We start from the raw sequence: 17881 nt of genomic DNA, 5'->3' as shown, positions 1-17881 counted from the left end.
CGCCGACGATGGAGGAAATGCCTCCGCACATGCGCGGAGAAAGCGTAAGAAATCAGCGGTTATGTACATGGAAATGTGTTAGGAGAAAAAACGGGAATATCTTTCCGACCGGATTCCACTCCGGTCGGCGAGACGAGAGCACGCTGCCCGGCGGGGTCCTCCCACCCACCCGCACATCCGGAGGCAGCGATGTCCAGCACCACCGTCCACCCGTCCACCGGGATGAACCCGTCATCCCCCCACCACCGCCCGCGGCCGATCCGCCGTGGCGTCCTGCTCACTCTCCTCGCGGTCGCGGTCGTCTCCGTGTACTCGACGGGGATCGTGCCGACCGGGATCGTCCCGGCCGATGCCGCGACGCTCGCGTCGTCGGCCACGCACCCCGTCATCGCGCCGGCGATCCCCGCAGCCGTCCGCGCCGGGACCGTCGACCAGGACGTCCGATCCGGGCGCATCACGGTCGACCAGCTCGCCGACGCCGCCGAGGTCAACTCGGGATCCGCGGCCGCGCTGCCCGCCGCCTCCCTGCCCGCCGAGCACGCGCGGCTCGTGACGGAGATCCGCGCGCAGGTCGCCCAGATCCGCCTCGAGCGCCCCGACGCCCAGCCGACGTCGATCGAGCTCGGCGCCGACGCCGCCGGGAGGCTCACGATGGCCGCGGGTGGGCATGGCACCGCCACCCTCGACCCCGCGCACCCCGGCGCGGCCCCCGCCGCGAACCCGCTGGTCGCCTCGGACAGCTGGCGCTCCTTCTGGCACGCCGTCTCGCACCCGCACATCAAGTTCCACATCTCGGCGATCGTCATGAAGACCGCCGTCTCCACGATCGGCGCGCTGACCGCGGGCTCCCTCTGCGCCATCACCGGACCGATCGGATGCGCCTTCGTCGGCGGCTTCATGACCGGGCTCGTCGCGTTCATCCTGGGCACGCGCTGCGGAAACGACGGGATGTGGGTCGTGTTCCCCGACACCCAGTACGACAGCTACTGCGGGTGACGATCCGACGCTGATCCGCGCGCGGCCGCTCGCCGGCCGCGGCACGTGGCGACGCGGGCCGTCGGGAGTCCCCTCCCGGCGTCCCGCGTCGTGCCACATGCGTCACCCGCGCAGCAGCAGCAGCACGTCCGTGGGCGGCTTCGGCCATCGGTCCGCCGGGCGCATCCGTCAGCGCATCGCGACGCGCCGGTCGGCTGATTCGTCGACCAGCTCCCGCTCCACATCGGCCATGATCTCGGGCAGGCGGGTCGAGGTCTGCACCCGACGCACGAGCGCCTCCGCACGAGGGACGCCAGCACCGTTCAGCAGCGACGCCCACAGGGCGCACAGCCGCGAGTCGAGGGGCTCGTGGGGCTGCTTCGCGACGTGGCAGAGCACGAGGCCGCGGGTCGAGTCGAGGAGGAGCTCAGCGAACGATTCGACCTCATCCTCGGAGCCCGGCGACGACGGCAGGTCGGCCGCGAGGCAGTCGCAGACGTACCGGATGCGCTCCACCCCCGTGCGGCCCTCCGCCGGTGCCCCATCCTCGACGTCGAACGCGGGCAGGTCGAGCAGCAGCCGCAGGGCGCCCGCCCGCTCCGGGTGTGACTCGATCCCCCGCATGCGCGAGAGCAGCAGGGAGATGAGGCGCTCCGTCCCCATGGGCAGCCCCGCGCGCTCCAGGGCATCGTCGATCGTCCGCCACCGCATGTCGTCGTCGGTCAGGACGGCCGCGGCCAGCGCGGCCTTCGAGGAGAAGAGGTGGTAGCCGATGGCCGACTTCGGACGATCGATGGCGCGCGCGATGCGTGAGAACGTCGTCCCCGCATAGCCGAATCGCGCGAAGAGGGCCCCCGCCGCCTCCACGATCTCGTGTCGCGACCGCAACATGTCCGCTCGTCGACTGTCCAACTAGCCACCCTCATCCGTACCGGATACGCCCATTCCCATCCGGGAGGGCCGACTTGGACGGTAACAGCGCGCCCATGAGGCGGAGGGGATCCCGGTCAGGCTCGCACTCGCCTGTGCACAACTCCCAGACGATCGTCTGGCAGCACCTAGCGTGCACGTCACACACCGCAACACGACGCACCTCCCGACGGCATGGGCCGCGCCGTCCCCAGACCGGATTCCCTGCACACGCCACGCACCCTCACTCGAACGGAGCTCATCGTGTCGAACGGCCCCGCATCAGGTCCTCGCGATCACATCCGGCGCACCCGCGCCAGCAGCGTGGCCTTGGCCGCGACGATGGCTGTCGTCGGCGCCATCCTCGTCGCCCCGGCATCCGCCGAGGCCTCCACCCGACCGTCCTCGATCGAGGTCATCGCCGCCTCGCTGAAGGCCGGCACGATCATCTCCGACATCACGACGCGGAAGGTCACGGTGGATCAGCTCGTCGACGCCGACCTCACCGCCTGGGCGGGCGGTGGACCCTCGGTCACCACCCCGACCCGCGACGAGGTGACGAAGCGGATGACCGCGGAGGTCACGTCGCTCGAGGTCTCGGGCGGCCTCCCGGCGACCCCGGACGTCGACAGCACGGCATCCGAGCGGGGGCGCGTCTCGGCGTCGGCCAGCACGATCGACTCCTCCCTCTTCTCCTTCCGGCGCTTCGTCAAGCACTGGACTACCATCACCCTCGACGGGCGGATCGCGAAGCTGATCGTCGGAGGCGAGGGCGGCATCGCCGCGGCCTTCATCTGCGCGACCCCCGGAGTCGGCACGCTGATGTGCGGGTTCGCCACCGCCATCATCGGCGTCCTCGTGGGCATCTACGTGTACTACCCGATCTGCAGGGGGAAGAACATCTACATCAAGCTCCCGGACGTGCACAACAGCCACTGCTAGAGCAGCCCCATCGCGGATCCGGTCGGGACGGTGCGCTGAGCATTCGGCGGCCGTGGCGACCGGACACGCACCACCGTCACCCGCGCCACCCGCGTCACCAGCGCAGCAGCAGCACGTCCGATCCGCCCTCGCGCCCGACGACCACGAAGCCGAGCGACTCGTACAGGGCGCGGGCGCGGTCGTTCCCGTCCTCCACGCTGAGGCTCACGGCCGGGGCGCCGGATGCGCGGACCGCGTCGACGAGCGCCACGAGCATCCGCCGCCCGAGGCCCCGGCCGCGCGCGGACGGGACGAGCGCCATGCCGAGCTCGGGGACGTCCGTCGCGACGAAGCCGTAACCGCGGTCGTCGTCGGCGAAGAGGCGCGCCCAGGCGGCGCCGACGGGTTCGCCGTGCCCCTCCGCGACCACGCCCACGTCCCCAGCGCGCGGCCAGCCGGCCACGTAGTGCGCGAGCTCCGGGGCGGCCATCATCCGCTCGCGCGTCATGGAGCCGTCGTCGCGCCAGTCCATCGACGCGAGCAGCATGTCTTCGAGGAACGGGAGGTCGTCGGCGCGGGCCGGGCGGAGGGTCGCGTCACCGGCGGTCATGCGGGCTCCGCCTCCGCGTCCACGTCCGCGTGGGGCGCCACCCGCGACTCCAGCCAGCTCCGCAGGTCGGTGACCACCTCGTCGCGGTTCGTCTCGTTGTAGATCTCGTGCCGCGCGCCCGGGTAGACGATGAGCAGCACGTCGCTGAGGCGCGAGCGCCGGCTGTAGTCGCGCGCGAGGAGCTGCATGCCGCGGCGTCCGCCGAGCGAGTCCTCCTCGCCGCCCTGGATGAGCACGGGCAGGTCGGTCGCGAGCCTCCGGGGCGGGCGGCCCATGATCTGCACGGAGTCGCGCATCCGGTACGGCTTCAGCGCGTTCACGTCGAAGTTGCGGTCGTCGGCGCCGAACGCGCGCTGCGCCTCCGGGTCCCGCGACAGCCATTCGAAGCCCGACGCCGCCGGGTGCCGCCAGCGCTTGTTCAGGTCGCCCGTGTTGATCACGCCGGGCATCGCGAGGGACGCCCCGCTCAGCACGAGCCCCGCGTAGAGCCCGGACGCGCGCGCGACGATGCGCTGCGCGAGGAGCGCGCCCCAGCTGTGGCCGAGGAGCACGAGCGGGAGGTCGGGGTGCTCGCGCCGGAGCTGCTCGCTCACCAGCTGGATCCCGTCGAGCGCGGCCAGGTGCCGCCGGGGCCCCAGCACGCCGATGCCGAGGTGCCCGAGCCCGGTGGCACCGTGCCCGCGGTGGTCGTCGGCCGCGACCGTGTACCCGGCGGCGTTGAGCTCCCGCGCCAGCCGGATGTAGCGCAGCGCGTGCTCGCCGACGCCGTGCGCGATGTGCACGACGGCCCGCGGGCGCTCCGCCTCCCACACGTAGTAGTGGAGGGTCACGCCCTCCGCGTCCACGATGGTGCGGTGGTCGGCTCCGCCGGTGGGGCGCTCGTCGTCGGGCATGGATCCAGACTAGGTGCGGCCACGCTCGACCGGCCGGATCAGGACTCGCGCGTGATCTCCACCCGCACGAACAGCTTCGACCGGAACGGCCCCGCGTAGATGCCGCGGAGCGGCGCGACGTCGCGGTAGTCGCGACCGCGGCCGACGAGCACGTGCCGGTCGCCGATGTCGATGAGGTTGGTGGGATCCCAGCCCCGCCACTCGCCGCAGTACCACTCGACCCACGCGTGCGACTCGCCCGTGACGGTCTCGCCGACGGCCGCGTTCGGCTTCGGGTGCAGGTAGCCGCTGACGTAGCGCGCGGGGATCCCGACGTGCCGGAGCGCCCCGATGACGATGTGCGTGATGTCCTGGCAGACGCCGCGCCCCTGCTCCCACGCCTCGCGCGCGGTCGACTGCACGCTCGTGACGCCGGCCATGTACTCGACCCTCTCGCCGATCGCGCGCGCGATCTCGGCCGCCGCCTCGCAGGGCGTGCCCGCGCCGCCGGCGATCTCCTCCGCGAGCGCGACGACCTCCTCGTGCGGCGCGGTGCGCGCGGTCTGCGCGACCTGCTCCACGTGCTCGGTGGCCCGCTCGACCTCGACCGCGAGGTCGTCCCAGCCCAGCTGGTGCGGCTCGTGCGCGCGCGGCCGGACCTCGACGAGGCTCGTCGCCGTGAGCTCGAGCGAGCGGTGCGGGCTCAGGATCTCGAACGACGACACGCGCGTGCCGAAGTAGTCGACGTAGGTGTGGTGCCCCGGCTTCGGCTGGATGTCGAGGTTCGAGTACAGGACGAACTGGTTCTCGCTCGACACGGGCAGCATCCGCGCCTCGTTGTACGACGCGGTCACCTCGCCCTCGTAGTGGAAGCCGGTCCGGTGGGTGATGCGCAGGCGGTTCACGAGTTCTCTCCGACCCAGCTGGGTGCCGCGTTGGTGGGGAAGTAGCGCTGGCGGACGGCCTCGCTGGTGGCGGATGTCGCCTCCTGCACGGCGTCCATGAAGCGCGGGAGGTCCTCGAGGATCTCCTGGATGGGCCGGTACTCCAGCTCGCTCCGGATCTGCCCGAGCAGCCGCTGCGCCTGGTCGGACACCCCGAGGCGGTCGGTGCGCGGCTCGATGTCGTGCAGGCACTGCTCGGCGCGGCGGATCGAGTGGGTGATCGACCGCGGGAACAGCCGGTCGAGCAGCAGGAACTCGGCCGCGTTGCGCGCGCTCGGCACCCCGCGGTACGTGCGGAGGTAGGCCTCGTACGCGCCGCAGGAGCGGAGGATCGTGGTCCACGACGGGCCGCTCGCCTCGGTGAGCGCGCGGGTGGCGAGGAGGCGGGCCGTCATGTCGGCGCGCTCGATGGAGCGGCCGAGCGTGAAGAACTGCCAGGCCTCGTCGCGGCTCGTGCCCGACTCGACGAGCCCGACCGCGAGCGCCGAGCGCTCGCGCACCCAGCCGAAGAACTCGTGCACCCGGTCGTTCGCGATCTTCCGCGGCATGCGGGCGCGCGTCGTGTTGAGGCACTCCCACAGCTCGCTGGAGACGATCTCGCGGGCCCGCCGCGCGTTCTCCCGCGCGGCGCCGAGCGAGTACGCGATGGACGCGGGCTGCGTGCGGTCGACCGCGAGGAGCGCGAGCACGTCGTCGCGGCCGAGCACGTCGTCGGAGGGGACGTCGCTGCCCATCACGCTGAGGAGCGAGCGGCAGGCGGTGTCCTCGTCGATCCACGGGTCCTCGAGCAGGAGCTGGAGGTGCACGTCGAGGATGCGGGCCGTGCCGTCGGACCGCTCGATGTAGCGGCCGATCCAGAACAGCGACTCGGCGATGCGCGACAGCATGGGCATCAGCGGTCCCCCTCGGCGGTGGTGGCGGGTGCGGTGGACGCGCGTGCGGCGGCGACGGATGCGGCGGGCGGCGCGGCGGCGGCCTGCTGCTGCTGCTCGTGCTGGTCGCGGTTGCGCGGGGCGTCGTGCGGCGACTGGTCGGGCGCCTTGTCGCCGTCGACGATCGGGATCGACGTGGTGACCGCGGCCTGGTCGGCGACGAGCGTCTGCACGCTGCGCTCGCGCGTGGCCGTGGGGAAGCCGGAGTCGCCGACGACCCAGGTGTCCTTGGATCCGCCGCCCTGACTGCTGTTGACCACGAGCTGCCCCTCGGGGAGCGCCACGCGCGTGAGCCCGCCCGGCAGCACCCAGATGTCGCGGCCGTCGTTCACGGCGAAGGGCCGGAGGTCGGCGTGCCGCGGGCGCATCCCGTCCTCCACGAGCGTCGGGATGGTGGACAGCTGCACGACGGGCTGCGCGATCCAGCCGCGCGGGTCCTTCAGCAGCCGCGCTCGCAGCTCGGCGAGCTCGCCCGCGCTGGCGGCGGGGCCGACCACGAGGCCCTTGCCGCCGGATCCGTCGACGGGCTTCACGACGAGCTCGGGCAGCCGGTCGAGCACCTCCTCGAGCGACTCCGGGTCCTCGAGCCGCCAGGTGTCGACGTTCGGGATGATCGCGTCCTCGGCCAGGTAGTAGCGGATGAGGTCGGGCAGGTACGTGTAGACGAGCTTGTCGTCGGCGACGCCGTTGCCGACAGCGTTCGCGATGGTGACGTTGCCGAGGCGCGCGGCGAGCATGAGGCCGGGCGAGCCGAGCATCGAGTCGGCGCGGAACTGCAGCGGATCCAGGAACTCGTCGTCGACGCGGCGGTAGATGACGTCGACGCGCATGGGGCCGCCCGTGGTGCGCATCCAGACGCGGCCACCGGAGCAGAACAGGTCGCGGCCCTCCACGAGCTCGACGCCCATGAGGCGCGCAAGCAGCGTGTGCTCGAAGTAGGCGCTGTTGTAGACGCCGGGCGTGAGGACGACCACGTTCGGGTCCTCGACGCCGTCCGGCGCGCTCGCGCGGAGCGCCTGCAGGAGCTTGTTCGGGTAGTCGCCGACCGGGCGCACGCGCATCGAGACGAATAGCTCGGGGAGCGTCTGCGCCATGACGCGGCGGTTGGAGATGACGTAGCTGACGCCGGACGGGACGCGCACGTTGTCCTCGAGCACGCGCATCTCGCCCGCCTCGTCGCGCACCAGGTCGATGCCGGAGACCTGGATGCGGACGCCGTTGGCCGGGTCGATGCCCGCGGCCTGGCGGTGGAAGTGGCTGGACGAGCTGATGAGCCGGGCCGGGATCACGCCGTCGCGGATCGCGCGCTGCGGCCCGTAGACGTCGGCGAGGAACGCCTCGAGCGCCCGGACCCGCTGGGCGACGCCCTTCTCGAGCCGGCTCCACTCGGCCTGCTCGATGACGCGCGGCACGGCGTCGAGCGGGAACGGCCGCTCCTCGCCCGCGAAGTCGAAGGTGACGCCCTGCGCGAGGTAGCTGGTGGCGAGCGCGTCGGTGCGGTCCTTCAGCTCCTCCTTGGTCATGCGGGAGAGGGCCGCGTGGATCTCGCGGTAGGCCGCCCGCGCGACGGCGGGCTCCCCGGCGACCGGCGGATCCCGGAACATCTCGTCGAACGGCATCGCACCGCCGGTGGCGCGGCGTGCGGCCGCGAGCGTGCCGTATCCCTCGAACAGATCACCCATGGCCGCAGACTAACGGCGGCGTGTGTCGGGGGTGTTTCCGCGCGCGGGGTGCGGGTCCGGGGCGCGCGGCCGGGGCGTGCCGGGTCAGGCGTCGGTGCGCTTGAGGACGTGCACCGGGATCGCGATGGAGGCCGCGACGAGCAGGATGCCGGAGAAGAAGCTCAGCAGCTCGAAGCCCTCGATGGAGAAGGCGAACGCGAACAGCGCCATGCCGCCCAGGAAGAGGGCGAACGCGATGATGAAAGCGACGATGTTCACGAGGGCACCTGGATCCGTTGACGAGACTGGGGGCGACCGACCCGCGCGAGGCGCGATGTGCGGTCACCGTCGAGTCTACGAGATCGCGGGGCGCGCGTCGCCCGGCAGGTCGACGCGTCAGCGCGCGGCGTGCTCCGGGCGGATCCCGCCGGCCAGCGCCTGGAACGCGCGCTGCGGACCGGGCGAGCGGGTGAGCGAGGAGGCGACGGCGTCGAGCATCGCCCGCTGCGCGCCCGACGGGTTCAGCAGCGCCTTGGCCGCCTGCCGCAGCTCCGTGACGGTCGCGACGTTCGGGGCGAGCGCGATCCCGAGCCCGGCCTCCTCGAGCGCCGCGGCGCCCGCGAACTGGTCGGTCGAGAGCGGCAGCACGAGCATCGGGACGCCCGCGGTCGCCGCCTCGGTGACGGAGTTGTTGCCGCCGTGCGTGACGGCGAGGTCGGCATGGGCGAGCAGCGTCACCTGCGGGAGGAACGGGCGCACGAGCCAGTCGGACGGGATGTCGCCGAGCGCGGCCCGGTCGGTGGATCCGGTCGCGAGCGCCACGCGCACGTCGAGGTCGCGCAGGGCCGCCGCGATGCGCGCGAGCACGTCGTCGCGCACGGAGAGGAAGCTGCCGAGCGAGACGTAGACGATGGGGTCGCCGCCGGCGTCGATCCAGTCCTGCACCTCGGCCTCGGGCGCCTCGCGGCGGACGGCCGAGCCGATGAAGGCGTGCGGCGGCAGCAGCTCGGAGCGGTCGGGGTCGTGCAGCTCCTCGGGGTAGTTGAGGAGGAGCACGTCGCCGGCCTCCGCGAAGGCGTCGCGGCTCGGGCGCATCGACGGCGCGAGGATCGCGAGGGCGTCGTTCCACTGCGCGGTGAAGCGGTCGCGCACGCGCACGCAGAGCGCGTGCAGCTCGTCGAGGTCCTCCTCCTCGGGCTCGAAGGCGGCGGGCCACGCGGGCGGGAAGCCGTAGACCTCGTCGCCGACGGGCAGCGCGCTCGGGTGGCCGAGCACGACGTCCGCGTGGCGGGTGCCGGAGGCCAGGAGCGCGAGGCGGGCGCTGAAGGCGAGGTGGTCGACGATCACGTGGTCGGGGCGCACCTCGTCGAGGATGCGCTGCACGGCGCGCGCGGTCTCGACCGGCTCCCACAGCAGGTCGTCGCTCCGGGCCTCGGCCTGGAAGCGGAGGGTCTCGACCATGCCGCGGCGCGTGGCGGCGAAGAAGCCGCGGAGGGCGTCGTCCTCGCCGGTCGGCTGCTCCTCGGCCTTGATGGTGCCGGGGTTGGATCCGCGGCCGAGGCGGAGGTCGACCCGCTCGAAGCCGGAGGCCTCGACGATGCCGGCGGTCGCGGATCCGGTGGCCACGACCACGCGCTCGCCCGCCTGCTGCCAGGCCGACGCGAGCGTGATGAGCGGGAAGAGGTGGGACGCGTAGTCCGGGCTGATGACGAGCAGGGTCATGAGGCGCTGAGCTCCCAGAGGGTTCGGTCGTCGGCTGCGGCGACGTCGCGGTAGACGCGGGACAGGGTGCCCGCCATGGCCTGGATGGTGAAGGTGCGGGCGACCATGTCGCGCGCGCGGTCGGCGGCGTCGTCGGCGTCGGGGCCGGCCGCGATGTCGAGCGCGCGGGCGATCCCGGTGGCGAGCTCCCCCGGATCCGTCGTGTCGACGAGCAGGCCGGTCACGCCGTCCTCCACGTAGGTCGCGGGGCCGCCCGACGCGGGCGCGACGACGGGCAGGCCCATCGACATCGCCTCGAGGAGCGCGACGCCGAACTCCTCCTTGATGCTCGCGCACGCGTACGCGCCGCCCGGCGCCGTGAGCCCGGGGCGGCCGTAGCGCACGGCAGCGAGCCAGCGGGTGACGGTGTCGTTGCCGCGGTGGCCGGCGAGGAGGAGGCCGTGGCGGGCGGCGTCCGCGGGGCCGCCCGCGCCGGGCACGGCGTCGAGCATCCGCGCGAGCTGGTCGCGCTCCTCAGTCGTCGGCGCGTCGAGGTCGCCGCCCACGATCAGGAGGTTCGCGCGGGAGCGAAGCGCGGGATCCGCCGCCCAGACGTGCGCGAGCGAGGCCATGCCCTTGACGCGGGCGAGGCGGCCGACGCTGATGACGAGCGGGAGCTCGCGGCGCTCCGCGGGGAGGCCGGCGAGCAGGGCGTCGAGCTCGACGAACGCGCGGGCGGGGGCGCCGTCCGCGTCGGCGCCGAGCATGGCGTCGTCGCGGGAGCGCTCGATGGCGGCGACGTCGATGCCCTCGGCGACGACGCTGTGGCGCTCGGGGTGCGCGTCCACGTCGATGCCGACGAGCCGGCGCATGTCGCGCTTCAGCTCCGGGCGCGGGAAGAGGACGGTGTGCGCGGCGTCGGCGGCCAGCCGCTGCACCAGCCGCACGCGGAACCAGTAGTGCTCGCGCGCGTCGACCGCGCCGAAGCCGTCGCGGGTGAGGGCGCCGGAGCGGTCGAGCGCGTCCACGACGCCGTGCGGATCCGGCGCGACCGTGAAGACCACCGGGATGCCGAGCTCGCGCGCGACCGTGGACGCGGCGAGGGTGCCGACGTCGGCCATGCGGAGGTGCACGGCGTCGACGCGGCCGGCGGCGCGGAGCACGCGGCGGATCCCGCGCTCGGCCTCGACCCGGTGCGGCCACGCCTCGGGCAGCGAGCGCGGGCCGCCGAGCATCGGGATGTGCGCGAAGACGTGGCCGTCGTCGCCGGCGGAGACGCGGGCGAGGGAGGCGAGCGCCTGATCGGGGGTGCCGCGGGAGAGGGTGAGTACGCGGTCGACCGGCCGGTCGGCGACGGTGGTGGCGGCGACGTCGTGGCTGCCGGTCGACGCGCCCGCGGGATCCACGAGCGCGTCGCCCAGCCGCACGAGCAGCGTCGCGATGCCGCCGTTGTCGCCCGCGCCCACGTGCGTGAGCCCCGCGTCGATGTCGGCGTGCAGGAAGAGCTGGACGATCGTGAGGCCGGGCCGCTCGGGCGCGGCCGGGTGGTCGCCGTGCTGGCGCGCGATGTCGAGGACGGCCAGGCGCGCGACCGCGGCCACCTGGTCGTCGCCGCGCGCGATGTCGGAGACGATCCCGAGGGTCGCCTCGCCCGCGGGGCGGTCGCCGAGCGCGGCCACGGCGGCGGCCCGGGTGAGCGGGCCCTCGCGCGGGTCCTGCGCGGTGCGGAGCAGCACGCGCTCGGGGATCCGGCCGTGCACCAGTCCGACCGTCTCGACCAGCCGCGAGCGCGCGCCGTCACCGCGCACGCCGAGCAGCGCGTTCTCGAGCGCGAGGGAGAGGTGGTCGGGGGTCGAGCCGGCCCACTGCTGCAGGGTCCGCTGCGCGAGCATGCCGGGGAAGCCGCCCTCGACGACCATCGCGACGAGGCCGGACACCGCGTCGAAGCGCGGCAGGCGCGTGCCGAACGCCCAGGCGGCGTGCTCGCGGATCCACCGCACGTCGTGGTCGAGGAGCGCGACGAGCGCGAGGTCGGCGGCGTCGTCGAACACCTGCGCGAGCGCGTGGATGGCGGCGACGGCGGTGAGCTGGTCGGCGGGATCCGCGGCGGCGCGGGCGAGGAGCCGCACCGCGCGTCCGCCGCCGTCGCGGCTGGCGGCGACGGTGAGCTCGTCGGCCTCCTGCATCACGTCGAGGATGCGCGCGGCCTGCGCGACCTGGTCGAGGCTCGTCTGGATCCCCATGCTGGTGTCCCCTCCCGGGTCGCGTGCTCCTGCGACGGAGCCGAGAACCGTCTCACACGGGAGCGTCCGCCCCCGGGACAGCCTCCCGGCCCTCGCGAGTATTCCGCAGTCGGCTGCGAGAACTCCAGCGCGGCCGTCGCGCGCGACCCCGCGCGTACGCTGACGGCATGCCCCACCCCGCGCCGACGGCCCCGCAGATCCGCTTCGGCATCGTGGGGAGCGGCTGGCGCAGCGCCTTCTTCCTGCGCATCGCCAGGGCCCTCCCGGAGCGCTTCGCCGTGACCGGGCTCGTGACGCGCAGCGCCGACACCGGGCGCGCGCTCGAGGAGGAGTGGGGGATCCGCACCTTCCGCACCGCGGCCGAGCTGCTGGCAGCGGAGGCGCCGTCGTTCGTGGTCGTGTCCGTGCCGCGGACGGCCGCGCCGGACGTGATCGCCGACCTCGTCGACCGCGGCGTGGCCGTGCTCACCGAGACGCCGCCCGGCGAGACCGTGGAGGACCTCGAACGGCTCGACGCGCTGGTGCGGCAGGGCGCGCGGATCGAGGTGGCCGAGCAGTACCCGCTCTCACCGCTGCTCGCCGCGCAGCTCGCCATCGCCGCCGGCGGTCGGCTCGGGCGGATCAGCCAGGCCCAGGTCGCGCAGTGCCACGACTACCACGGCGTGCGCGTGATGCGCCGGGCCCTCGGCATCGGCTTCGAGGACGCGACGATCACCGCGTCCCGCTTCTCCTCGCCGCTCGTGGCCGGGCCCGACCGCGACGGCGATCCCGTGCGCGAGGAGGTCGTGACGGCCGAGCAGACCACCGCGCGCTTCGACTTCGGCGACCGCCTCGGCGTCTACGACTTCGCCGACCGGCAGTACTTCTCCTGGATCCGCCGCAACCGGCTCCTCGTCCGCGGCGAGCGCGGCGAGATCGTCGACGAGCACGTGAGCTGGCTGCTCGACGCGACGACGCCGACGTGGGCCGACATCACGCGCGTCGAGACGGGACAGGGCGGGAACCTCGAGGGGCACCACCTGCGCGGCCTGCTGCTCGGATCCGAGTGGGTCTACCGGAACCCGTTCGCGCCCGGCCGGCTCGCGGACGACGAGATCGCGATCGCGCAGTGCCTCGTCGAGATGCACGCGCACGCGGCCGGCGGCCCGTCGACGAACTCGCTCGCGGAGGCGTCGCAGGACCACCACCTCGCGCTGCTGATGCACGATGCCGCGACCACCGGGAAGGCCGTCCGGAGCACACGGCGCGCCTGGGCCGACTGACCCCTCCCTCTCCCCCTCCCACGGAAGGCACTCGCATGCGCATCGACCTCACCGGATCCACCGCCCTCGTCACGGGCTCCACGCAGGGCATCGGCTTCGCCATCGCGGAGGGGCTCGCCGACGCGGGCGCCCGCGTGATCGTCAACGGCCGCGACGAGGAGCGCACGGCCGCCGCCCGCGACCGGCTGCTCGCCGCGCATCCGGGCGCCGCCGTCGAGGCGCTCGCGGCCGACGTCGCCACCGAGGACGGCGCCGCCCGCGCGGTCGAGGCCTTCCCCGAGGTCGACGTGCTCGTCAACAACCTCGGGATCTTCGGCTCGGCCGACCCGTTCGCCATCACCGACGACGAGTGGCGCCGCTACTTCGAGGTCAACGTGCTCGCGTCCGTGCGCCTCACCCGCGCGTACCTGCCCGGCATGATGGCGCGCGGCTGGGGCCGGGTGCAGTACATCGCGAGCGACTCGGCCGTCGTCACGCCGGCCGAGATGATCCACTACGGCGTCTCGAAGACCGCGCTCCTCGGGGTCTCGCGTGGCTTCGCCAAGGCCGCGGCCGGATCCGGCGTCACCGTCAACTGCGTCATGGCCGGCCCCACGCACACCGGCGGCGTCGAGGCGTTCGCGCGCGAGCTCGTGGGCGACGACCTGCCGTGGGACGAGGCGCAGCGGGAGTTCATGCGGGAGCACCGGCCGCAGTCGATCATCCAGCGGCTGATCGAGCCGGAGGAGATCGCGAACATGTGCGTGTACCTCGCGTCGCGGCAGGCGTCGGCGACGACCGGCGGCGCGCTGCGGGTCGACGGCGGGTACGTGGACGCGATCCTGCCGTAGCCGGCCGGGCGCGCCGGGCGACGCCGCAGCCGTGCCGGATCAGCCCGCCAGGTGCCGCCGGATCGCCTCGACGCCGACCTCGACCTCGCGGAACGACGTCGTGAGCGGGCTGAGCCCGAGCCGGAGGCCCGACGGCGCGCGGAAGTCGGGGATCACGCCCTCCTCCCACAGCGCGCCCACGATGTCGCGGAACCGCGGGTGGTCGACGCTCACGTGGCTGCCGCGGCGCTCCTCCTCGCGCGGGCTCGCGACGCGCGCGCCGAGCGGCACGAGGTCGCGGTCGACGAGGGCGAGCGCGAAGCCGGTGAGGGCGAGGGACTTCGCGCGGATCGCGGGCATGCCCGCCTCCTCGATGAGCGCGATCATGTCCTGCATCGCGAGCATGCCGACGATGGGCGGCGTGCCGCTGAGGAAGCGGCGGATCCCGTCGGCCGGCACGTACTCCGGCCCCATCGCGAAGACGTCCTGCGCGCCCATCCAGCCCTGGATCGGCTGGCGCAGCTCGGCCTGGAGGCCGGCCCGCACGTAGCCGTGCGCGGGCGCGCCGGGCCCGCCGTCGAGGTACTTGTAGCTGCAGCCGACCGCGAGGTCGACGCCCCACGCGTCGAGCTCCGTGGGGATCACGCCGACGGAGTGGCAGGTGTCCCAGAGCGCCAGCGCGCCCGCGTCGTGGACGATGCGCGTGATCTCCGGCACGTCCGCGAGGAACCCCGAGCGGTAGGCGACCTGGCTGAGCACGACGAGCGCGGTCCGTTCCCCCACGGCCTCCGCGACGAGCTCGGGCGCGACCCCGGCGTCCGGCGCGACGTCGATCCACCGGATCGTCATGCCGCACTCCTCCGCCACGCCCTCGAGCACGAAGCGGTCGGTGGGGAAGTTGTCGGTGTCGATCACGAGCTCGTCGCGGCCGGGGCGCGCGCGGACGGCGGCGCGCACGAGCTTGTAGAGGATCACCGTGGTCGAGTCGCCGACGAACGTCTGGCCGGCCGCGGCCCCGTACGCCACGCGGCCGAGGTCGTCGCCGATGCGGGTGGGCATGTCGAGCCAATCCTCGTCCCAGCCGCGGATGAGGCGGCCGCCCCACTGGTCGCGCACGAACGACGCGACGCGGTCGACGCTCGCGATCGTCGGCCGCCCGAGCGAGTTGCCGTCGAGGTAGGCGACCACGTCGTCGGCCCGCACGAACAGGTCGCGGAAGCGGGCGAGCGGGTCGCGCGCGTCGAGGTCGGCGGCGGTCGGGATCGGCGCGGTGCCGGGCACGGCAGCGGGCGCGGTGCCGGGCGCGTCGGCAGGCGCGGTGCCGGGCGCGGCGGCGCGCGCGGCGGCGCGCGCGGCGGCAGGCCGTCCGGGGCGGGCAGCCGGCGCGTCGGGGCGGGCGGCGGATGCGGCGTGCGCGTCGGGGATCACGTCCGCAGCCTACGAGCCGCCGCGGGACGCGGACGCTCCGAGCCGGGCCGCGGGTCCCCGCCGGCTAGCGCGCCCGGAAGTAGTACGCATCCGCGGTCAGTCCCGGCGCCGTCGCCCAGAGGCCCTCCCCCGCGCCGTCGATCGGGATCTCGACGACCACGTTCCCGCTCGCCGTGCCCTGGGGGTCGAGCGGCTCCTCGTTGTCGGTGAAGGCCGGGGCCGGCGCGAGCGCGGAGGCGTCGGCGGCCGAGTACTGCGATCCGTCGGGCGCCAGGTACCCCAGGGCGAGCTCCGACAGCGGGTCGCCCTCGTCCGAGCCGAGGTACGTGACCGTGACGGGCACGACCGCGTACTGCATGCCCTCCGCGGGCTCCGGGTTGGACGGGTCCGCCGCGAGCACCGCGGCCGTCGCGTCGAGGACCGGCTGCCCGAGCGTGACCGACCACTCGGGCCCGTCGGCGCCCCCGCCCGTGACGGGCGTGCCGATCGGCAGCGGATCCTCGGGGCTCGTCCCCCGGGCGCCCGCCGCGTCGCCGCCGGGGTCTGTGCCGGTGCCGGGGTCGGTGCCGTCGCCGGAGGTGGATCCGGGGCCAGGGGAGACGCGGGTGCCGTCCGAGGACTCGACCGCGTCCGAGACGGCGGTCACGAAAGCGAGCGTGTAGACGATCGCGAGGACGATGCCGAGCACGAACGCCACGACGCCGAGGATCAGGCCGGTCAGCGCAAGCGGCCTGCCGTCCATGCGCCGCACCAGCGAGATGATCCCGAGAGTGATCGCCGCGAGGGCCGGCACGAACGCCACGTAGTTGAGGAACGGGATGAGGGCGGCGATGACCGCCGCGATGCCCACGACGAGCGCGGCGATCGCGAGGCCCGTGCCGCCGCGCGGACGGGACGGCGGACCGCCCGGGTAGGGCGGGGTGCCGGCGGGCGGGGTGGAAGCGGGGGCGGGGGCGGATGGGGCGTAGTCGGTGGGCGGGGCGTACGCGGCGGCGGCGTAGCCGGAGGGCGGCGCGTAGCCGGAGGGCGACGCGTGGCCGGAGGGCGGCGCGTGGCCGGAGGGCGGCGCGTAGCCGGAGGGCGACGCGTAGCCGGAGGGCGACGCGTAGCCGGAGGGCGGCGCGTAGCCGGAGGGCGGGGGGCTCACCGGATCCGCCGCGGGTCCGTCCGCCCCGTCCGACGGGTCGGCGTCGTCAGGGACCCGGCCCGCCGCCGCATCCGACGTCGCCGGCTCGTCGACGCCGTCCGCCCCCGCGGGCTCGTGCCCCTGCTCATCCTCCGGGCGGGATCCGGGGGTGCGGTCGGCGTCGCGGTCATCGTCCATGAGTCGTTCCTAGCGGAGCCGGTGCCCCGGGCGGCAGGGCTGCGGAGCAAGCGCCCCGAAAGGGGGGCGCGCCGCGATGGCTCCGGCGATCCGCGGCCGTCACGGTCCCCGCGAGGCGGTCCGTTAACCTCGGGGGCGTGCCCCTGCCCGCGTGGACCCCCGACGGCCCCGATCTCGTGATCCACGCGGAGAACCTCGAGGCGGTCCGCGCGCTCCCCGACGGCGCCTTCCAGCTCATCTACCTGGATCCGCCGTTCAACACCGGCCGCACGCAGGAGCGGCAGAACCTCACGGTGACGCGGAGCCCGGATCCGGACCCCGACGAGGCCGCCGTCCCGGCCGCGGCCCCCGCCGACGCGACCCCCGGCGCGGCGCCGCCGGCGGCCCCCTCCCCCGAGGCGCGTCCCACCCTCGCCACCGCGAGCGTCGCGACCCCCGAGCCGGTCCGCCCGCCCGGCGCGCGCCTCGGTTTCCACGGACGCAGCTACGACAGCGTCAAGGGCATGCTCTACGGCTTCGACGACTCCTTCGCCGACTACTGGGACTTCCTCGAGCCGCGGCTGATCGAGGCGTGGCGCCTCCTGCACCCCACGGGGACGCTGTACCTGCACCTCGACTACCGCGAGGTCCACTACGCGAAGGTCGTGCTCGACGCGCTGTTCGGCCGGCGCTCGTTCCTCAACGAGATCGTGTGGGCGTACGACTACGGCGCGAAGTCCCGGCGGCGCTGGCCGGCCAAGCACGACACGATCCTCGTCTACGTGAAGGACCCGGTCCGCTACCGCTTCGACTCCGAGGGCGTGGACCGCGAGCCCTACATGGCGCCCGGCCTCGTGACGCCGGAGAAGCGCGAGCGCGGCAAGCTCCCGACGGACGTCTGGTGGCACACGATCGTCTCCCCCACCGGCCGCGAGAAGACCGGCTACGCGACCCAGAAGCCGCTCGGCGTGCTGCGCCGCATCGTGCAGGCGTCGAGCCGGCCGGGCGACTGGGTGCTCGACTTCTTCGCCGGATCCGGCACCACGGGCGCCGCCGCCCGCGAGCTCGGCCGCCGGTTCGTGCTCGTGGACGAGAACCCCCAGGCCATCGACGTGATGCGCGCCCGGCTCGAGGGCGCCGGCACGGTCTTCGTCGCGCCGGATGCGGGTCCGGTCGCCCGGAAGGCGAAGGCCCCGGACGCAGCCCCGGCGAAAGCGAAGCCGACGGCCACCGCGACGCCGACGCCGCCGCCGCGTCCCTCGGCGCCGAAGCCGGCTCCGCCGCGCACGTCCCCCGCCGCCGACTGATCGC

At 74.3% G+C, this 17881-nt stretch carries 16 protein-coding genes; 5 read left to right on the top strand and 11 right to left on the bottom strand.

The genetic code is table 11. The features are described from left to right. Positions 1–189 precede the first annotated feature (189 nt). Positions 190–996, top strand: a complete 807-nt coding sequence (locus tag ACU4ZT_RS02350; RefSeq protein WP_063072494.1) for a hypothetical protein — start codon at positions 190–192, stop codon at positions 994–996. A 168-nt stretch (positions 997–1164) separates the two neighbouring features. On the opposite strand, the gene ACU4ZT_RS02345 is transcribed toward ACU4ZT_RS02350, so the two are convergent. Further along, positions 1165–1866 carry a TetR/AcrR family transcriptional regulator gene (locus ACU4ZT_RS02345; RefSeq protein WP_270980304.1) on the bottom strand — a complete coding sequence of 234 codons (702 nt, stop codon included), beginning with the start codon at positions 1864–1866 and terminating at the stop codon, positions 1165–1167. 360 nt (positions 1867–2226) lie between these two features. Between ACU4ZT_RS02345 and ACU4ZT_RS02340 the strand changes: the two genes are divergently transcribed. Further along, complete coding sequence (locus ACU4ZT_RS02340; protein WP_445337782.1) at positions 2227–2826, top strand: hypothetical protein; 600 nt, start codon at positions 2227–2229, stop codon at positions 2824–2826. 94 nt (positions 2827–2920) lie between these two features. Here ACU4ZT_RS02340 and ACU4ZT_RS02335 read toward each other — a convergent pair whose 3' ends face one another. The 8 genes from ACU4ZT_RS02335 to ACU4ZT_RS02300 all read right to left on the bottom strand — a co-directional run bounded on the left by ACU4ZT_RS02335 (position 2921) and on the right by ACU4ZT_RS02300 (position 11768). Then, on the bottom strand, positions 2921–3415 hold the full coding sequence (locus tag ACU4ZT_RS02335; protein WP_414748449.1) for a GNAT family N-acetyltransferase: 495 nt from the start codon (positions 3413–3415) through the stop codon (positions 2921–2923). Next, positions 3412–4308 carry an alpha/beta fold hydrolase gene (locus ACU4ZT_RS02330; RefSeq protein ID WP_063072498.1) on the bottom strand — a complete coding sequence of 299 codons (897 nt, stop codon included), beginning with the start codon at positions 4306–4308 and terminating at the stop codon, positions 3412–3414. The genes ACU4ZT_RS02335 and ACU4ZT_RS02330 overlap by 4 nt, the downstream gene beginning before the upstream one ends. Before the next feature lie 38 nt (positions 4309–4346). Then, positions 4347–5192 (bottom strand): transglutaminase family protein, encoded by an 846-nt coding sequence (locus ACU4ZT_RS02325; RefSeq protein WP_086517973.1) that lies wholly within the window; start codon positions 5190–5192, stop codon positions 4347–4349. After that, positions 5189–6118 carry an alpha-E domain-containing protein gene (locus ACU4ZT_RS02320; RefSeq protein WP_063072509.1) on the bottom strand — a complete coding sequence of 310 codons (930 nt, stop codon included), beginning with the start codon at positions 6116–6118 and terminating at the stop codon, positions 5189–5191. The genes ACU4ZT_RS02325 and ACU4ZT_RS02320 overlap by 4 nt, the downstream gene beginning before the upstream one ends. Before the next feature lie 5 nt (positions 6119–6123). Continuing rightward, complete coding sequence (locus tag ACU4ZT_RS02315) at positions 6124–7845, bottom strand: circularly permuted type 2 ATP-grasp protein (RefSeq protein ID WP_414763682.1); 1722 nt, start codon at positions 7843–7845, stop codon at positions 6124–6126. Between the two features lie 84 nt (positions 7846–7929). Then, positions 7930–8103: a hypothetical protein gene (locus ACU4ZT_RS02310; protein WP_175345527.1), complete on the bottom strand. Its 174-nt coding sequence runs from the start codon at positions 8101–8103 to the stop codon at positions 7930–7932. 117 nt (positions 8104–8220) lie between these two features. After that, a complete protein-coding gene (locus tag ACU4ZT_RS02305) occupies positions 8221–9546 on the bottom strand; it encodes a nucleotide disphospho-sugar-binding domain-containing protein (RefSeq protein ID WP_445337781.1) in 1326 nt (441 codons plus the stop codon). Further along, positions 9543–11768, bottom strand: coding sequence for a glycosyltransferase (locus ACU4ZT_RS02300; protein ID WP_445337780.1), 2226 nt, complete (start codon positions 11766–11768; stop codon positions 9543–9545). The genes ACU4ZT_RS02305 and ACU4ZT_RS02300 overlap by 4 nt, the downstream gene beginning before the upstream one ends. A gap of 167 nt (positions 11769–11935) precedes the next feature. Between ACU4ZT_RS02300 and ACU4ZT_RS02295 the strand changes: the two genes are divergently transcribed. Both ACU4ZT_RS02295 and ACU4ZT_RS02290 read left to right on the top strand, forming a co-directional pair. Further along, a complete protein-coding gene (locus tag ACU4ZT_RS02295; RefSeq protein WP_063072503.1) occupies positions 11936–13030 on the top strand; it encodes a Gfo/Idh/MocA family oxidoreductase in 1095 nt (364 codons plus the stop codon). Positions 13031–13065: 35 nt separating this feature from the next. After that, the gene (locus ACU4ZT_RS02290) at positions 13066–13860 is read left to right on the top strand and encodes an SDR family NAD(P)-dependent oxidoreductase (protein WP_414763679.1); all 795 of its coding nucleotides are present in this window, start codon (positions 13066–13068) and stop codon (positions 13858–13860) included. A gap of 39 nt (positions 13861–13899) precedes the next feature. Here ACU4ZT_RS02290 and ACU4ZT_RS02285 read toward each other — a convergent pair whose 3' ends face one another. Both ACU4ZT_RS02285 and ACU4ZT_RS02280 read right to left on the bottom strand, forming a co-directional pair. Further along, positions 13900–15120: a kynureninase gene (locus ACU4ZT_RS02285; protein WP_445338686.1), complete on the bottom strand. Its 1221-nt coding sequence runs from the start codon at positions 15118–15120 to the stop codon at positions 13900–13902. A gap of 211 nt (positions 15121–15331) precedes the next feature. Then, complete coding sequence (locus ACU4ZT_RS02280; protein ID WP_445337779.1) at positions 15332–16591, bottom strand: DUF4190 domain-containing protein; 1260 nt, start codon at positions 16589–16591, stop codon at positions 15332–15334. 137 nt (positions 16592–16728) lie between these two features. Between ACU4ZT_RS02280 and ACU4ZT_RS02275 the strand changes: the two genes are divergently transcribed. After that, on the top strand, positions 16729–17877 hold the full coding sequence (locus tag ACU4ZT_RS02275) for a DNA-methyltransferase (RefSeq protein ID WP_254654600.1): 1149 nt from the start codon (positions 16729–16731) through the stop codon (positions 17875–17877). Positions 17878–17881 lie beyond the last annotated feature (4 nt).

It is taken from the genome of Clavibacter davisi (assembly GCF_052751415.1).
This window is presented reverse-complemented; position numbering and strand designations above follow the sequence as displayed.